At 60.1% G+C, this 17,697-nt stretch carries 14 protein-coding genes and 1 pseudogene; 5 read left to right on the top strand and 10 right to left on the bottom strand.

The features are described from left to right. Positions 1-2 precede the first annotated feature (2 nt). The 10 genes from OC605_RS11450 to tssB all read right to left on the bottom strand — a co-directional run bounded on the left by OC605_RS11450 (position 3) and on the right by tssB (position 9,678). Positions 3-260: a PAAR domain-containing protein gene (locus tag OC605_RS11450; RefSeq protein WP_186569724.1), complete on the bottom strand. Its 258-nt coding sequence runs from the start codon at positions 258-260 to the stop codon at positions 3-5. 77 nt (positions 261-337) lie between these two features. Next, positions 338-859 carry an Hcp family type VI secretion system effector gene (locus OC605_RS11445; RefSeq protein ID WP_186569725.1) on the bottom strand — a complete coding sequence of 174 codons (522 nt, stop codon included), beginning with the start codon at positions 857-859 and terminating at the stop codon, positions 338-340. Between the two features lie 102 nt (positions 860-961). Beyond that, the gene (icmH, locus tag OC605_RS11440) at positions 962-1,729 is read right to left on the bottom strand and encodes a type IVB secretion system protein IcmH/DotU (protein ID WP_410055992.1); all 768 of its coding nucleotides are present in this window, start codon (positions 1,727-1,729) and stop codon (positions 962-964) included. A gap of 31 nt (positions 1,730-1,760) precedes the next feature. Beyond that, positions 1,761-3,107: a type VI secretion system baseplate subunit TssK gene (tssK, locus tag OC605_RS11435; protein WP_262137167.1), complete on the bottom strand. Its 1,347-nt coding sequence runs from the start codon at positions 3,105-3,107 to the stop codon at positions 1,761-1,763. Between the two features lie 37 nt (positions 3,108-3,144). Then, positions 3,145-4,491 carry a type VI secretion system lipoprotein TssJ gene (tssJ, locus tag OC605_RS11430; RefSeq protein ID WP_262137165.1) on the bottom strand — a complete coding sequence of 449 codons (1,347 nt, stop codon included), beginning with the start codon at positions 4,489-4,491 and terminating at the stop codon, positions 3,145-3,147. Continuing rightward, positions 4,488-5,510 (bottom strand): type VI secretion system baseplate subunit TssG, encoded by a 1,023-nt coding sequence (gene tssG / locus OC605_RS11425; RefSeq protein ID WP_262137164.1) that lies wholly within the window; start codon positions 5,508-5,510, stop codon positions 4,488-4,490. The genes tssJ and tssG overlap by 4 nt, the downstream gene beginning before the upstream one ends. After that, positions 5,474-7,240, bottom strand: coding sequence for a type VI secretion system baseplate subunit TssF (gene tssF / locus OC605_RS11420; RefSeq protein ID WP_262137163.1), 1,767 nt, complete (start codon positions 7,238-7,240; stop codon positions 5,474-5,476). The genes tssG and tssF overlap by 37 nt, the downstream gene beginning before the upstream one ends. A 7-nt stretch (positions 7,241-7,247) precedes the next feature. After that, positions 7,248-7,664 (bottom strand): type VI secretion system baseplate subunit TssE, encoded by a 417-nt coding sequence (gene tssE / locus OC605_RS11415; protein WP_262137161.1) that lies wholly within the window; start codon positions 7,662-7,664, stop codon positions 7,248-7,250. Beyond that, positions 7,665-9,143: a type VI secretion system contractile sheath large subunit gene (tssC, locus tag OC605_RS11410; RefSeq protein WP_186569732.1), complete on the bottom strand. Its 1,479-nt coding sequence runs from the start codon at positions 9,141-9,143 to the stop codon at positions 7,665-7,667. It abuts the gene before it with no gap. A 31-nt stretch (positions 9,144-9,174) separates the two neighbouring features. Then, positions 9,175-9,678 carry a type VI secretion system contractile sheath small subunit gene (gene tssB, locus OC605_RS11405; protein WP_186569733.1) on the bottom strand — a complete coding sequence of 168 codons (504 nt, stop codon included), beginning with the start codon at positions 9,676-9,678 and terminating at the stop codon, positions 9,175-9,177. A 336-nt stretch (positions 9,679-10,014) separates the two neighbouring features. Between tssB and vasI the strand changes: the two genes are divergently transcribed. From vasI to OC605_RS11380, 5 genes and pseudogenes are all read left to right on the top strand, one after another. Beyond that, on the top strand, positions 10,015-10,677 hold the full coding sequence (gene vasI / locus OC605_RS11400; protein ID WP_262137158.1) for a type VI secretion system-associated protein VasI: 663 nt from the start codon (positions 10,015-10,017) through the stop codon (positions 10,675-10,677). Further along, positions 10,665-12,079 (top strand): annotated as a pseudogene (tssA, locus tag OC605_RS11395) (type VI secretion system protein TssA). The gene vasI and the pseudogene tssA overlap by 13 nt, the downstream one beginning before the upstream one ends. A gap of 4 nt (positions 12,080-12,083) precedes the next feature. Next, positions 12,084-14,612: a type VI secretion system Vgr family protein gene (locus tag OC605_RS11390; protein WP_262137156.1), complete on the top strand. Its 2,529-nt coding sequence runs from the start codon at positions 12,084-12,086 to the stop codon at positions 14,610-14,612. Further along, positions 14,609-16,405, top strand: coding sequence for an esterase/lipase family protein (locus OC605_RS11385; protein WP_262137154.1), 1,797 nt, complete (start codon positions 14,609-14,611; stop codon positions 16,403-16,405). The genes OC605_RS11390 and OC605_RS11385 overlap by 4 nt, the downstream gene beginning before the upstream one ends. Then, positions 16,393-17,625 carry a T6SS immunity protein Tli4 family protein gene (locus tag OC605_RS11380; protein ID WP_262137152.1) on the top strand — a complete coding sequence of 411 codons (1,233 nt, stop codon included), beginning with the start codon at positions 16,393-16,395 and terminating at the stop codon, positions 17,623-17,625. Before OC605_RS11385 ends, OC605_RS11380 begins: the two co-directional genes overlap by 13 nt. Positions 17,626-17,697: the final 72 nt, after the last annotated feature.

Genomic DNA, 17,697 nt, shown 5'->3' with positions numbered 1-17,697 from the left:
TATCAGTCGATGAGCCAATCGGGCTCACCGTTCTCCAGTGCGCCGTCGTGGTCGGTGGTGTCGCCGACGCGGGCTACCGGTTGCCCGTCCACGATCATTGAGGGCGAACCGCTGTTGATCACGGCGCCACAGCCGAGGCTGTCGCCAACACGAGCGACGGCGCGACCGTTGACGATCAAGTTGCTCGAACCGCTGTCCACGACGGTGGGACCACACAATGGGCAATCATGGTCGTGTCCGACCAGTACGACGGCAGGCATTGCGCCTCCTTAACAGATTTCAAGTCAGTGGAGGTTCCGCCGCTACACGAACCGCAGCGGCGGAGTCGGGTACGCGCTTAGCCCGCTGCTGCCGGCTTGCGCCAGTCATCCGAAGCTTCGGTACCGGCCACCACATGACTCCAGCTGACCTTCCGATACGCCAGGCTGGTCTTGATCAATTGGGTGTAGTTGGAGTTGTCGCTGTCTTGGGCGTGGGGCAGCACGGTGTGGATATCAACGACGGTGGCCTCTTCCAGCTTGGTGGTGAAAAAGTGCTCCTGCTTGCCATCGAGGTTGGTGCGAAACCACTTCACCTCAACAGTCGGCAGCATTTCGCCGGTGGCCAGGGCCTGGTAAAGCAGTGGTGAGGCTTTGTTCAGCGCACTGGTGAAGGTCAGCGGTTTATGCACGCGCTGTCCGGTGGGTTGGCCGCTTTGCGGGTCAGTTGGGGCACCGATCTGATGGTCGATTTCCTGAGCAAGGATTTCATCTTCGTGGCCTTCCACATAAACGTTGCCCACCGAGTCAGCGGTGAAGGCGCCCTTGGTGATGTGGCCCTGGGTTTTGCCGTGGATGCTGATGTACGCGGGTGTTGGCATGACATGCTCCTTGTCGCGATGATTTAACGACTCTGAGGTCGTGGTTTTTGGCCCAAGAGGCCATGGCTTCGCAGCGCTCGGGATGAGCACGCTGGAAATCGGTTACAGGTTGAGAATCCGTTCCAGCGACACCAGCACTTCCTCAGTGATGGCATTCAGGCGGATCGTGTAGATCGTGTAGGCGACCGTCAGCACGACCGCTGCCATGGCCCAAGGTGTCCACAGCGGCCACGCCCGCTTGATCCGGTAGTTGCGTGGCGCGACGTTTTTCAGCGGATCAGTCAGGCGTTTGGGCGTCTCGCCGCGCAGGGGGCGCAGCAGGCCGTGGAGCTGGCTGATGATCTTCTGTATTTCGTCATCGCCCTTGGCATGGGCGCCGTATTTGCCCTTCAGACCGGCGCTCAGGCACAGGTACATGAACTCCAGCACGTGCTGATAGCGGGCGGCTTCGGGGATCATGTTGTTCATCACGGTGAAGAATTTTTCGCCGCCTTGGGTTTCTCCGTGAAATTGACTGAGCAACGAGCGCGCGCTCCACGTGGAGAGCCGGCCCCAGGCGGTGCGCATGACCACCTCGTCCACCAGCAGGCACAGGCTGTAGGAGTAGGCCTTGAGCATGCCGGCGTCGTAGTCGAGTTGCCGGACTTCTTCCATGATCGTGGTGATCTGGTTGCTAACGCTCAGGTACAACTCAGGCACGTCGTCGTGCTGGTCCAGACGGCGCAGGCGGATGACCAGGCCTATCAGGGGCATGGCGGCATCGCACAGCGGGTTCCAGGCCAGGCCGCGCAGGTCGAACTCCGGGTCAGGCAAATACGTCTGACGCTTGACGGTAATGGTTTCGCTGTCGCTGTGGATGGCGCCGGACATTTCCTCATCGAACCGTGAATCGGCTGCGGACTTATTCATCTCTCTCACTCCTGATCGCCCAGAACTGCAACTCCAGTTCCGGGAATTCACCGGCAATATGGAAACCGAACCCGCTGCCGCTGCTCAGGCTTTGCCAAGCGGGGTGATGGCGGTCGAGTTCGAAGTAGCTGAAGCCGGCATGGAAGGGCAGGTGTCGTGGCGCCACCGGCAGCGGTCGCAGGGGAATGCCCGGCAGTTGCAGGCTGACCAGTTGCTCCAGGCCTTCGGTGGAGCTGATCTTGATCTGCCGCGGCAGTTGCTGACGCAGGGTCTCCGCGGGTAGTTCGGCGCGCACGGCGAGGATGAACTCGGCGTTGTCGAGGAGGCGTTTGTCGTTCAACGCGGCGCTGCGCACGCCGTACTGCTGCTCAATGATGGGCAATGACAGCGCCCTTGGTTGCAGCACCGTGCCCAAGGCTCGACGCAAGGTGTGCTCGAGTATCTGAAACGACTCGCGCAGGTTTTCGTGCTGATAGGCCGGATATTCCTGCGGCAGGTGCCCCTCATCGGTAAAGGTCACCAGTTCGCCGCAGGCTTGAGCCAAGGCGACGTACAACCGCTCGGGGTGAACCTGACGTTGGCGGGCCAGATGCTGGAACAGCGGGTACAACCGATTGAGGGTTTGCAGCAGGTTGAAGTCGCTGACATCAGCCACCCCCGACTGCCCCGGTGAGCCGATACGCTGGGCCAGATTCTTGGCCCGCTCGCGCATCAACCCGGCCACTTCACCCAGGTAGCGATGCAACGCCGGCACCGCTTGCAGGGACAGGCTGGTGGGGTAGAAGTGCTCATCCATTACCAGGCTGCCGTCCGGGCGTTTGTCTTTGATCCTGCCCAAGGCGATGCCGGTGAAGGCGCTGCGGTCGCTGCGTTCGAGCATCAGTTGCAAATTGGGCACGGCCAGATCCATGCCGACCTGATCGCCGTCATCGCTGTGGGTGTCGCGGATTTCTTCGCGGCGGACGATGTAGCGGCTGTTGCCGTACTGGTCGGGCCAGCGCACTTCGAGGGCACCGATGGAACGTAGCGGCAGGGCCAAGTAGACGATCTGGCCGATCGCGTTGCTGTCAGCGATCTCCAGTGGGGAGGGCGGGGCGAGGTCGTGGGGAATATCGAAGACGCTACCATCGGGCATGATGCCTCGCGCCTGGGTAACGGCGACTTTGCCAAAGCTCAGGTATTCGCTGTTCAGGGTCAGTTCGCTGAAGCCATAAAGTGCATCGTTGAGGCTGTGCAGGCGCTGATGCACGGCGGCTTCGGCGGCGCGGACCTGTTGCTGGAAGTGCTGGGGTTTAACGAACAAACCCTCATGCCAAATGACGGGGTTACGTGAACTCATCGGTAATTACTCTGGGCAAAAGCGGCTGGAAAGAGCGTCATCGGGTTTCTCCCTTGAGGCTGACCTGCTCGGCGTCCAGCTGTACCAGCACCGCGTATTGCCGACCTTTGGGCTCGACGCGCAGTCGCTGCTTCCACTGTCCGACATCAGTGCTGTGGTAGTTGGCGATCACTGCGATAAAACGGGTGTCTTCATCCAGTGCACGCAGGTCGATGAACTTGAATTGGCCGGGCTGGAGCAGGTAGTCGTCGGCACGGATATAGCTGCTGCCCAAGGTCTTTTTCAGGTCGTCGGCCAGCGCTTGAGGGCTGGCGTTGACCAGCAGCGAGTCGTCGGTAAGGTGCAGCACCTTGAAGCTGATCGGCGTGGCGACATGCTGCATGGCCGGGTCGCCCCACGGGGTGGTCAGGCTTACCCCCTCAGCGTCGTAGTCACCCAGCAGCGGGTCTCCCAGCGGCGACATCGGCAGGACAGGCTCGGATTCCAGACTCAGCGGCGACTGGGCCGGCACGCTTTCGTAAAGGTGACCGAGCAATGTCTGCACTTTGTCCGTCAGGGCCTGCGGGCTGGCGGCCTGCACGTTGAGCGTGTAAGGGGAACGGTTGGCGTCCTCGTCCGTCACCGTGCCGGTGCTGATGAGCCGTGGGTTGACATTGTCGCTGGCGTACAGACTCAGGGAGTAACGGCTGGGCTGGTCGTCGGGGCCGCCGACCGGGATGGAGGGCGTCCAGATCACTTGCCCGATCTTGCTGAACATGGTGCAGCCGCCAAGTGCCAGACAGGTCAGCAACAAGGTGCCCAGGCGCAGTTTGCTGAACCGGCTGATGCTGCGCCTGGTTGCAGCCGCGTACATGTCAGGTAGCGGTTCGGCAAGCGGTGCCTGCCGCATTGCTCGCAGCGGATCGCCTTGCTCGGCCAGATCCACGGGGTGGCAAAGGCGCTCGAATTCCGGGCAAGTGGCGGGTCGCCTGTCAGCCGCTAGCGTGTTCGGCAGGTCTTGTTGCCACAGGTGCATGTCCTTAGGGTGGCCACCGAGCAATTCGTCGAGAGAACGCTGTCCTTGGGCGTACTCGCCCAACTGCACCACGACCTGATACGCACCAATCTGCAGCCGATCCCCGTCGTTGAGGCTTATTGCAACATGCCGCTCAAGCGGCAGATCGTGACCGTTTACGCAGGTTGTACCGCTGCGATCGATCACGCAGAACCGGCCTTCGATGACGCGGATGTCACAGTGGTAGGGCCGCACGCCATTGATGCGATCTTCAAGACGCCAGTCCAGCGCCGCACTACCGATGCTGCCACCCTGCGGGCCAAATTGATGACCGGGCAAATAACCGTGGAGCAACTGCGCAGGATTGCTGATTACCAGGCTCAGTTTCATGCGCGCCCCCGAATCCGTACCACGGCGGGGTAACGGTGTTGCTGGTGCTCGATAAAACTGGTCCAGCCCAAGTGGGTGCCGCTGGCGCGTTGCAGGTTGAACGGCGGTACGTCTTCTTCGCGCAACCCCAGTTCGAGGTCGTAGGCGGTGGCATCGCGCAGCAGAAAATCCATCAACTGGCGCAAGCGTGCGAACTGGTCGCCGCTGGGCAGGAACTGACGAAAGCGCGCTTGAGTCAGGTTGGGTATCACTAACGTGAATTTGCTGGCGCGCGTCTTGCTGCGGTCACCCACAACGAAATCGCTGCCCAGAACACCGTTGGCCTTGCCGAGTATCAGACGCTGGTGTTGCGGCAGACTCACCGAGCGTGCCTCGAACTCACGGATATGAACGCCGTGCAGGTCGAAGCAATGCGCGACGATGCCGGACACCACCGAGGGCGAGCGGCTGCGGCTGGCGATCAATCCGGCAAAGCTCAGCAATCGGCCCCAGGGTAGCGGCGTTGCACCACGAAGGTCGTTGTCGTTCAGGCCGACCATGGAAAATACGTAACGCGAAAAGCGGTCGCTGCCCTTGGCCTGGAAGCGAATGTAATAGCGGTGCTTGCGCCAACTGGTATGCAGCAGGGTCAGCAGCCGATGGTTGAAGAAGTCCATGAACGCGGGGCGAATGCCGCGATCCTGGTGTTGTTCATAGGCCAGGCGATCCAGGTAATAACCGGGCAATGGCGAGTCGCTGCCGTGCAGGCCAAAGAAGCTCGTCTGCAAGCGATAGCGCACCTCGCCGCCACCACTCTCCACGCGCGCAGCCGATACCACATCGGAGGCCGGAAAACCCAGCCCCGCATGGCTTTGCAGACGCACGCGGCGTCTCGCCGCCGAACTCAAGGGTCGCGCTTCCAGGTCATCACCATGCAAGGCGTGCAAATGCTCGAGCAGACGGTGAAACGAGTAGTTCCGCGCGTCGGCCAGCAGCACATCGGCTAGATCACGGGTTGTCTGCCGGTCAACAGTGGCCATTCGTAGCGCTCGTTGTTAGTGGTATTGATCACTTCCAGGCGATGGAAGGAATTGATGCTCGCGTACAGGGCGAAGAAGTGCGAAAGCACGCTGCCGAACAGGTACAGCTCGCCCTCGCAAAGGAAGGCGTCCTGGTTCAGTTGCAGACGGGTCTGCACGCCGCGCACGGGCAGACCTTTCATCAGCCAGTCGATGGGCGTGGTCATGGCATTCTCGATGCCGTTCAGGCGCTTGCGTGTGGCACGGGCCTGTTGCAGGTCGTGCAGGGCGGCAAAGTCATAGGCGCGGATCAGTGCCTTGAGCGGCTCGGCCGACAGCAACGACAGGTAATTCAGCGACAGGTTGGAAATCAGCGTCCAGTGCAGGCTGGCATCCAGCACCGGCCGGTAGGAACGGGTCGGCGCGGTGAGATTGGTGTAAGTGGCAAACGAAGGCGTGGATTCGTTGGACAGCGACACATCACCCACTCCCAGAGCCAGTGGCAAATCGCGGTTAGTGCAGGTCAGTTCGATGGATGCCGCTTCACGCTCGCCGATGTACAGACTTTCATCACCACGCACGAAGGCGATCCGATGGCGCAAACCTTCACGCCCATGGGACTCCTCGATATGCGTGCGAAAGTACAGCGCGGTGCGGCCTCGCGCGTGTTCGATCTCATGCTGGAACGACTCGAACGGGGTGAAACGTCGTAACGGTTCACCCTTTCGCTCCTTGTCGGCGGCGTCCCAACCGGCTACCTGGTCGACACTGAAAACCTCAACGGCATCGGGGCGGTTGCCACTGGGTGTAATGCGCCGTTCCTGGCTGCGTCCGTCCAGCGTGATGGGCTCGGCATCATGGCGGAACAGATTGACCGCCGGTGCACAGAACAGGTGGAGGTCTGAAGTGCGCAAGTGCGTATCGACGGGCATTGGCCGGGAGAACTGAAACTCGAAGCGGATCTGGTCGGTGCTGATGGCGGGCCAGACCTTCGCCAGGTGGGTCAGGCTGAAAAACTGGAAGCGCTGCGGGAACACAAAGTATTCCTGCAGGATGCGGTAGCCATCGAACACGTTACGCGGGTAGGGCAGCAATGCTTCTTCGGCGGTGAAGCCGGGGAAGCCCAACTCGGTGGGGTTCAGGCGGTAAGACGTGTTGTTGACGTACAGCGTGACGCTTTCAAGGTAATGAGCCAGCCACAGGTACAGGTTCAGTGCGGTGGCATTGTCTGCGCCGAGGTAAAAATCCAGTTGATCGCACTTAAGGCTGTCGAGCGGCTGCTGGGTCAGCACGTTGAGGTCGATTCGAAGCGTCGAGGCTTCGCGGCTGTGAGCATCGCTGACTTGCGCCAGAACCAACGGGTACAAGCTGACGTCGGTGCAAGTGCGAAACTCGCACGAGATGCCGTCCACGGGCTTGGCAAACAGCCGCGTGCCCTTGGGAATCACCTGGCGCTGGCTGATCACATCCGGCAACGGTGTAAAACGGATGATGGTCGCACTGGGCAAGGGCCGCAGGTAGTTGGGCCAGAGCATCTGCAGCAGCGGATGGGTCAGCTCCGGCAAATCGTCATCGATCTTCATGCCCAACTTGGCGGTGAGGAAGGCAAAGCCTTCCAGCAGCCGCTCCACGTCCGGGTCGCCGGCCTCGTCGCCCAGAAACTGCGCCAACTGTGGATTGTCCTCGGCAAACTCGCGACCGAGTTCGCGCAGGTAGCGCAGCTCCTCGGCAAAGCGTTGTTTTAGCTCCATTGCTTCCTCACCTCACGCGGGTGTAACCGTCGCGACCCTGCATGGCCACTTCGATCTGCACCTGTTCTTCCTTGTGGTTGACCTGCACCTGGCAATCGAGACGAAAATTCAGCTCCAGCGGTAGATCAGGGTCAGGCTGATAACGCACGGTCGTGACCTTGATGCGCGGTTCAAACGCTTCCACCGAGCGCCGGATATCGGCGCTGATGGCCAACGCCAGATCACTGCTGGCCTGGGTGACCCCATTAAAGTCGCGCAGACCCAGCTCGGGGCTGCTTTGCGAGCAGCCCTGGCGTGAGTTGAGCACCTGTTCCAGGTGGCGCTTGATTGCATCGACACGCTGGCGCGCCTGATCATCCGCGCTGTCCGCGCGGTAGCGTGGTGCGTCGGGTTCCAGGCGCTCGAACAGACTCCAGGCGCCCACTTACTGGGTGTCCAGCCGGCCCACCAGTGAGATCTCGAAGTTGGCGCCCATGTACTTGAAGTGCGGGCGCACGGCCAACGACACCTGGTACCAGCCCGGATCGCCCGCCACGTCCTGGACGACGATTTGCGCGGCGCGCAAGGGTCGACGGCTGCGTACATCCGACGATGGGTTTTCCTGATCGGCGATGTACTGCTTGAGCCAGGTGTTCAACTCGCGTTCCAGGTCCTGGCGTTCCTTCCAACTGCCGATCTGCTCGCGTTGCAGTACCTTGATGTAATGGGCCAGGCGATTGACGATAAACAGGTACGGCAACTGGGTGCCGAGCTTGTAGTTGGTCTGGGCTTGCTGGCCTTCGCGGGTCTTGGGGAAATTCTTCGGTTTCTGTATCGAGTTGGCGGAGAAGAACGCTGCGTTGTCGCTGTCTTTGCGCATGGTCAGGGGAATGAAACCGGCTTCGGCCAGCTCGAATTCCTTGCGATCGGAAATCAGCACTTCGGTAGGGATCTTGGCCTGTAACTGGCCCAGGGATTCGTACAGGTGCACCGGCAGATCATCCACCGCGCCGCCGGATTGCGGGCCGATGATGTTCGGGCACCAGCGGTAGCGTGCGAAGCTGTCGGTGATGCGCGACGCCATCAGAAACGCGGTGTTGCCCCACAGGTAATTGTCGTGGTTGCCGTCGACGTTTTCGTCGTAGGCGAAGCTGCGGATCCGGTTTTCCAGGCCGTCGTAGGGCGAGCGCAGCAGGAAGCGCGGCAGCGTCGCGGCGATGTATTTGGAGTCTTCCATCTCGCGCAGGCCGCGCCATTTGGTATGGCCGGGCCCTTCAAAAATATCGCTGACTTCCTTGATCGACGGCAGATCCTGATAGCTCTTGAGATTGAAGAATTCAGGACCGGCGGCCATTACGAAAGGGGCATGGGCCATGGCGCCAACGGAGGCGACGTAGCTCAGCAGCTTCATGTCCGGGGACGACGGGCCGAAAGTGTAGTTGCCAATCATCGCCGCAATCGGCTCGCCACCGAACTGCCCGTAGCCAGAGGTGTAGGCGTGCTTGTACAGGCCGCTACGGGTGATATCGCCGGCATTGTCGAAGTCGTCCGACAGCTCTTCTTTGGTGACATGCAGCATCTCCAGCTTGATGTTTTCGCGAAAATCCGTGCGATCCACCAGCAACTTCAGACCACGCCATGCCGACTCCAGTTGCTGGAACTGCGGCTGATGCAGGATCACATCCATCTGCTGGCTCAGGGCGCGGTCGATTTCGGCAATCATGTGGTCGACCCGGTGCTTGTTGACCGGCTGCTGGTGATCACCGCTTTGCAGGATCTCGCTGATAAACGCGGCCACGCCCTGGCGAGCCACGACGTAGCCTTCCTGAGAGGGGAGCATGGTGGTGTTGGCCAGCAATTGATCAAGCAACGACAGCGGTTCGTCAGCCACCAACACTTGGGCGGCGGCGCTTTCCTTGGACATGGGGACTACTCCGTTGAGAAGGGCGTTCAGATCAATGGTCTGGCGCGTCGAGCACCAGATTCAGCTCGCTGGCCAAGCGTTGGCGGGAGGTTTCATCGGTCAGCAGACTCTGCAGGTGTTTGCGAAAAGCCGGGACGTTGCCCATCGGGCCCTTGAGTGCAACCAGGGCTTCGCGTAATTCCAGTAACTTGCTCAGTTCAGGCACTTGGCGCGCGACGGCGTCGGGGCCGAAGTCATTGATGCTTTTGAATTGAAGTTGCACATGCAGATCACTGTCATGGTTGTTGCTCAGCACGCACGGGACGGCCATGTCCAGTGCAACTTCGGCTTTACTCAGGACGTCATTGAAAGTGTCTTTGTCTATTCGAACGGATTGTCGATCTTCAAGGGCGGTTAGTTCGCTGTGTCCTTTGAAATCGCCTGTGATCAATAACTTCAGAGGCAACTCGACTTCAGCCTGTTGATCGCCTGTGGCCGGGACGTACTTGATATTGACGCGTTCTTTTGGCGCGACAGATCCGTGAGTTTTAGACATGGGAATAATCCTTTTCGTAAAGTCGGCGTATTAGAAACAGCTGTTGCGGGATTTGTCATGTAGGACGATGTGGACGCGATTCGTGGCTTTAAGATGTAGGAAAAGTACCAGATAGTATTTTTGTAAATTTTCCTACAAGTCCCATGGGATAAATCTGAGCGATCCGTCTTTTAATACAGGTCCGAGTAATAAGTTGCTCGTCTTTCGCTTGCCTATTATTTGCACTCGGGTGAGGCTCGTTAAGTTAATTCAGTGAACTTTCAGGCGGGCTGCGTTAGTTCGAAAGTTGGAACAGTGCCCGCTGCGGATTTCGGTTGGGTCTATCAGGAGGCATTGATGCACAGCGGATGGCGAGGATGGAAATGGGGGCTTTGCCTGTCGGTCATGGCCCTTTTGGAGGCGCGGGCAGCGGCTCAGGATTGTCCTGCCATTGTTTCGCCCTTGAGGCGCCTGGAATGTTTTGACCTGGCTGCCGGCACGCCGATTCATCGTCCGCCTGCGCCGCCACGCGACGTGGGCCGTGTACTGCCTATTGTCGATCTGGTCCAGCGCAATGAAGCCAGACGTCCCCCTGAAGATCAGCGTTTCAGGTTGTCGTCGTTTCCGGAGGCAGACAACGATCAGCACCAACGCATGGTTATCTCAGCCCCAGCCCTGGGTGCATTACCACCCCGACCTTACCTGGCCATCAGCTGCGAATCGAAAATATCCCGACTCCAATTGGTGCTGGATGAGCCGGCCAGGCCCAACAAGATTCGCATCCAACTGTTCAAGGACGAGCGTCCAGTCTCCGAGGCGTACCGGTGGCAGGTGCTGGACGACGCCGGCCTGGTGGTCGACGCCGGACGCGGCCTGCAGGCTATCTCGCTGTTGCGCAATATGGGCGGTGGCCAGCGCCTGCGGCTGGAAAGCGACTATCCCCGGCTGCACGGTCTGGTATTCGACGCAGAAGGGCTGGGTGAATTGATCGAACAGGAGCGCCAGGTATGTCGCTGGTAATCGACGTGCCGGCGGATGTCGTCACGCTGTTGCTGACACCCATTGAGCCCGAGCAACCTGCCGGGCATTTCGATGTGGAGGATGAAACCTACCAGGCTATCGACCAGGAAATGGTCAAGCTCGGCGGCTTGCGCGAGAGTGATATCGACTGGACATATATCGACGAAGCCTCCCGACAGTATCTGGCGACCCAATGCAAGCACTGGCGCATCGTTGCCCACCTGCAAGTGGTGTGGCTGCGGACGCGGCAATGGGCGCGATGGGCCGACGCCCTGGGCTTGTTGGCCGGCATGGTCGAGTTGTATTGGGACAGTGCCCACCCCAAGCCCGGTCCCACCGGCTACCTTAACAAACGCAAGCAAGTGCAGCGTCTGTTGGGCGAGCTGGGGCAGGTGTTGCCGACCCTGGAGCGCAGCAGTTTTGAACCCGCCTGCCAAGCCGCAGCCGAACTGGCCCTGGCCAATCTGCAACGCTGTGTCGAAAGCGCCAGGTTCGACCCGGCCCCGTTGGACGCGTTGCAACGCCAGTTGGACAAATACAGCGAGCCGGTCGTTGCCACTGAGCCCACCCGTGCGGCCACCTCTGGCGGTGCGCTGGAGTCAGCCTTTTTCACCAGCCCCAAACCGCAAGCACCGAACAACGAGCGCGAACAACGCCGCGCCGTGTTGGCCATGGCCGAACAGATCAACCAGCAGGACCCCTACGACCCCACTGGCTACCAACTGCGACGCTTCGGCCTGTGGTCGCATCTGCGCACCGCGCCCCTCATCACCCGCGACCGTCGCACTGAATTGACCGCGGTGCCCAAGGACATCGTCGATGGCTATCAGGACGCGCTGAACCATAACGCCCTGGACCCGAACCTGTTGCTGCGCATCGAAAAAGCGTCTGCGCCTCGCCGTACTGGCTGCGTGGCAGTTATCTGGCCGCCGAGGTCGCCTCGCGGCTGGCTATGGAAGAAGTGGCGGCCGCCATTCGCCAGACCTGCGAGCGTTTTATCTGCCGTTTGCCGGCCTTGCTCGAGTTGTGCTTTAGCGACGGCACGCCGTTCGTGGATGCGCAGACTCAGGCCTGGATCAGTGCTGCCGACCAAGCGCAAACCAACGGTAGCCCGGTGCAGGAGTACGCCGGTTTACGCGACGAACTGGCCGCGCAACTCAACACTGAGGGCGTCGAGCGGGTGCTGCTGCGCCTGCAAGAACTGCACGCCGCCCACGCCGCTCCGCGTCAGCGCAGCTACGCCACCGTGATCGCCGCCGAGCTGTTGGCCTCGCGTGGCCTCTCGTGGCTGGCGGATGACCTGTACGCCAACGTTGCCCGGCTGATGCGCGAGACCACGGCGCAGGGGTGGGAGCCGGAGTTGTACCGGAAGGTGGCGACTATCAGTGAAAACAAGGATTAATCACATGCCCCGCCAAAGCGACCTGCGTTTCACCTTCGAGCCCCTGCAAGGCGATCCCTTTGACGTGGTCTCGTTCACCCTCGAAGAAGGCCTGTCCCAGCCATTCAAACTCGAACTGGAACTGGCCAGCCACAACGCCGCCGTCGACTTCAGTCGCGTGCTCGACCTGGCGGGGCTGTTCACCATCTGGCGCGGCGAAACCGCGGTGCGTTACGTCCATGGCCTGGTCAGCCTGTTCACGCAGGGCGACACCGGTTTTCGTCGCACCCGCTACAGCGCCGTGATCGAGCCGACCCTGGCGCGTTTCGACCTGCGTTCCAACTGGCGCATCTTCCAGAGCCAGACGGTGCCCGACATCATCACCACTGTCCTGGCCGAACAAAAGCTCACCGACATCCGCCGCGAAATCTGCTTCGACCACCAACCCCGCGAATACTGCGTACAGGCCGGAGAAACCGACCTCGATTTCATCACCCGCCTCGCTGCCGAAGAAGGCCTGCTCTACACCTTCGAACACCGCGCCGACGGCCACACCCTGATCCTCACCGACCGCGTCGGCGGCCTCGGCACCATCGGCACCCATAAAGACTGCCCGGTGCTCTACCAACCGATGGCCGGCGGCGATTCCATCGAACCGGCCCTGACCCGCTTCCACTACACCGAACAAGTGCGCACCGCACGCCAAGTGCAGCGCGACTACACCTTCACCCACCCGCGCTACAACCAACAGCACACCGCCACTGGCGACCAGGACCTGAACAACCAGCACAAACACTATGAACGCTACGACTATCCCGGCCGCTACAAGCGCGACATCGCCGGCAAACCCTTCACCAAAACGCGGCTGACCGCCCTGCGCAACGACGCCAAACTGGCCCATCTGGAAGGCGACGATGAGCGTCTGCAACCGGGGTTGGCCTTCGACCTCAACGATCATCCCCGTGAGGATTTCAACGATCGCTGGCGCACCATTGCCGTGCGGCATCAGGGCAAACAACACAGCAGCCTCGAAGAGGAATCGTTCGGAAGCGACCACGGCACGTCTTATGAAATGAACGCCAGCGCGATCCGCTGGACCTCCGACTGGAAAGCCCCGCTACGCGACAAACCGTGCATCGACGGCCCACAGATCGCCACGGTAGTCGGCCCACCGGGCGAAGAGATCTACTGCGATAAATGGGGCCGGGTCAAAGTGCAGTTCCCGTGGGACCGCGCGGATAAAAACAATGACCAAAGTTCGTGCTGGATCCGTGTGGCTCAAGGCTGGGCCGGCGCGACCTGGGGCGCAATGGCGATACCGCGAGTCGGGCAGGAACTGATCATCAGCTACCTGGACGGCGACCCGGACCAGCCGATTGCTACCGGCCGAGCCTACCGCGAGACCAACCTGCCGCCGTATGAACTGCCCAGACTCAACGCCGTGGCGACGACCAAAAGTCGCGAATTCAAGGGGACACGAGCCAACGAGTTGCGCATCGACGACACCACTGCGCAAATCAGCGCGGCGCTGATGAGTGATCACGACCATAGCGCACTGCACTTGGGGTACCTCACCCATCCACGCCACTTTGGTGGCGGCAAACCGAGGGGTGAAGGGTTCGAGTTGCGCACCGATGGTCACGGGGCACTGCGCGGCGCCAAAGGTCTCTTGCTGACGGCCGAAGCGCAACTGAAAGCTGGCGCGGGGCAACTGGAACGCCAGCAGGTCATTGACGTGTTGCAAGCCGCTCTGACATTGGCCAAACAGCTAGGAGCATCTGCCGAAAACGCCCAGGGAATTGCCCAGGATTCGCAACCGCAACAGGCCCTCACCGATGCCGTAAATGTTCTGGGACACGGCGCCAACGACCAGGCCAACAGCACCGGCACCGGCACGGGCGCGCAGCCGATCATCGCCTTGAGCGGGCCCGCCGGTATCGCCGCCGCTACATCGCGCAGCATCGTCCTGGGTGCGGGAGAGCATATCGACAGTGTCGCCCAGCAGAACCAGCAACTCACCGCCGGCGCAAAAGTGGTGATCAATGCCGGCGACGAACTTGGCCTGTTCGCCCAGGGCGGCGACATGCGCCATATCGCCCAGAACGGCCAACTGTTGTTGCAGGCCCAGCACAACAGCATCCATGTACAAGCGGATCAAAGCGTGGAAATCAGCGCCAGCCAGCAACACGTGCTGGTTGCGGCGGACAAGCACATCACCCTGTTGTGCGGTGGGGCATATATCAAGATGCAGGGAGGCAATATCGAGATGGGGATGCCCGGCAACTTCACGGTGAAGGCTGCGAACAAGATCTTCACTGACCCGAGCAATGCCGCGACGGAATTCAATAGCTGGCCCAGCACATCGTTCAACGAACGCTTTCAAACCCGCTTCACCGACGGGCGACCTGTCCGAAACCGCGCCTATGCATTGGTTCGCAAGGATGGCGCACGGTTTGAAGGCCGTACCGATGCTGAAGGCTTCGTCACCCTGCAACAGGGCATGACGCTGGAAGGGCTTGTTTTGGAATGGCTTGAAAACGGAGACCCCCTGTGACCGATAACCCGACAGCACCGCGTATTGCACCCATGACCTTTAACGCTCGGGGCAATCCCACACATGCCTGGACGATGACGCCCAGCAATATCACCGACGCGGTGCACTGCATCCTGCCGCCGGATGGAGTGCTGCCGGTGATTTTTGTGCCGGGGATCATGGGCTCGAATCTGAAGAGCAAGCCTGACAAGCGGAAGACAAACGAAAAAACGACTCCCGTATGGCGCCTGGATGCGGGGCTCATGGGCAAGAATATGTGGCTGGCCGTGAACTGGATCAACAAAAAGGCCGGTATACGGCAAAAACTGCTGCACCCGGACAGGGTGGAAGTTGATAACGAAGGCGCGGTGCCCAAACGTCCCGCTGGTACTGTTATCGCGCAGTCGGGGCCGAACCAAAAAAACACAACCCAGGCTCTGACCAAACGCTATAGGGAACGCGGTTGGGGCGAGGTCAGTGAAACCAGCTACCACGCATTTCTTCTTTGGCTGGAAGAAACCCTGAACAACCATTTCCTGCCTCACCAATGGTCGCAATTCGACATTCGGCCTGAGCACCTGCAGATCGTCGCGGTCGAGCCTGGGCCGATACATATCACCCGGTTAAAACCCGAAATCGCCATTGCCATGCCGGGGTTGGGGGCCAGTCTGGCGAGCCAGTTGCCCCCGGTTATCTCGGATGAATTGCTGGCGCGCGGTGACTATCGAATGCCGGTACATGCGTGTGGGTATAACTGGCTGGACTCCAACAAAGTCGCCGCACAGCGTCTGGCACAACGCATTGACGAAGTAATGAACCAATACGGCCGAAACTGCCAACAAGTCATTTTGGTAACCCATTCCATGGGTGGACTGGTGGCTCGACGGTGTGCGCAGTTGCCCGGCATGGGTGCCAAAATTGCCGGCGTCGTGCATGGGGTAATGCCCGCCACCGGGGCTCCGGTCGCTTATCGCCGTTGCAAGGTCGGTATGAGCGATGAAGATCCGATTGCCGGTGCAGTGATTGGTCCTACCGGCCAGGAAGTGACCGCCGTTTTCGCGCAGGCGCCTGGTGCTTTGCAATTGCTGCCTACCCAGGATTATGCCCCTGGCTGGCTGAGGCTGATCGACAACCAAGGTACTTCGGCGATGCCGCGCCAGCCTGTAAAAGACCCTTACGAAGAGATCTATCTACGCCGCGACCGTTGGTGGGGGTTATTGCGTGAAGAGTGGTTGGCACCGAAGGATGGTGACCCGATTACGTGGGAAATATTTGCGGAAAACATATCGGAAGCGAAAGAGTTTCATCAGAAAATTTCGGGCTCCTATCACCCTCAAACCTACGTCTACTACGGCAGTGAAGACAAGCATCCCAGCTTCGAATCCATCACTTGGACAATACAGCGCGGGTCTCGCCTCAACGGGCCTCACGGCTCAGCCCCGGATAGCTTCACGGTTTCCAGTCTCGAGCTGCATCAGGTCAGAGATGATGGCCGCAGCCCTGTGTATGTCGGCGGCCGCGAGCAGCCTATACCGCCCATGCGTGGTGATCTCGATGCGCCCGTCAGAACCGTGCAGACCAGCCATTGGGAACTGCATTGCAAGATGCAGGATGGCTCCGGCGACGGCACCGTACCGGTCAGTTCGGGTAGCGCACCGATAAAAACTGCGCGCAACGGTGGCGTTCGCCAGCAAATCAAGGCGCCCGGGTTCGATCATGAGGCGTCCTACGCCAACCCGTTAACACAGCAGTTCACCCTCTATTCGATCATCAAAATTGCGGCGAAAGCCAAGAGGCCCCTATGCGTCGGCTGATCACTCTTTTTGCCTGCTTGGTACTGGGTACTCTCGCTGCATGTACTGCCTTCAAACAACCCAGCGAGCGGGAGAAACGTAACGTGAGCGAAATGACCAGCAACATGCGCACCTGGGCTTTGGGCCGAGGCTTGATAGATTTGCCGGCCAACTGGAGTGGCGGTGGTGATGTGAAGCTCTATTACGGATTGGGTGCCGATCATTCGTCCGTTGAAGTACGCGTGTTGGGGGAGGGGGTGACGCAGGAGCGGTTTGATGCAGCTATACGCGACCGCGCCAGTAGGATCGCGGCGGTCAAGAACGATGAAATGGACGATATACCGATGTTGGTTTCGGCCAAGGTGGTAACACCGCAAAGTGCCATGTTGCAATACTACATGCGTCAAACCCGGCGCCAGACCTTCGTCCACGAACTCCACCTGCTGGTCGTTGACGCCTACGTCATGCTCCGCGCGGACTCCTTCAACGGCAACACCGCCCCGGTTGAGGCGCGCCTGTCAAAGCTGTCCAAGGAAATATTCAAAGTCGCACCTGAGCACGCCGGTGCAGGCTTTGCCCTGGGGCCGATTGTGATCCGAAGTCATCACGATCAGGAGATCGCCAGCTTCGATTTCAGCCCTCCCGCTTCTGACGTATCGCTGAACATCTACATCAACGCGCTCTCACCCGATGACGAAGAACGCCTGCACGTGCGCACCCAAAAAGACACGAAGATGTTCCTCGCAGGCGATTACGAAAATCTGCGCGCTGGAAAAATCATGTTGGCCGACATGCAAGCTGAAGAGTCCCTGATCGGTTTCAGTGACGATACTCACCGCCAAATACTCTTTGTCAGCGAGAACTATCGCGAAAATCCCTCGCTGAGTCGGCCTGGCATGAGTTTCCGCCTTTCAGCAGGAGGAATGAGTGCGGGCCCGGATGACCCCGACGAACCAGAAGATCTCGTGCGCTGGACCCTTCCCCAATTTGCCAACAAAGGCTACGAACTGCCGCTCTGGCAGCAGCCCGCGAGCCCAGAACCCGTCAACCCGTCCCTGACTGACTACGAGGCCATGGCCGTCTGGGACGCAATTCTGAAATCCGTGCGCATCCGCTACGGTGCGGTCGTGCCCAAGCCGGATCCCTGGGCCAACATTCGCGGGCCCAGTGCCGAGGAAGCGGCCGAAAGCAAACGCATCCTCGATGAGTTCATCGCCAGCTTTGAAAAGCGCAAGCCATGAACATGACAGTGGTGTTGGCAGACGCAAAAACGAACGCGTTCATGCCATCGGCAAGCAACGAATTCCATAAGT

The organism is Pseudomonas sp. Marseille-Q5117 (assembly GCF_946901175.1).
Classification (GTDB): Bacteria; Pseudomonadota; Gammaproteobacteria; order Pseudomonadales; family Pseudomonadaceae; genus Aquipseudomonas; species Aquipseudomonas iranensis.
This window is presented reverse-complemented; position numbering and strand designations above follow the sequence as displayed.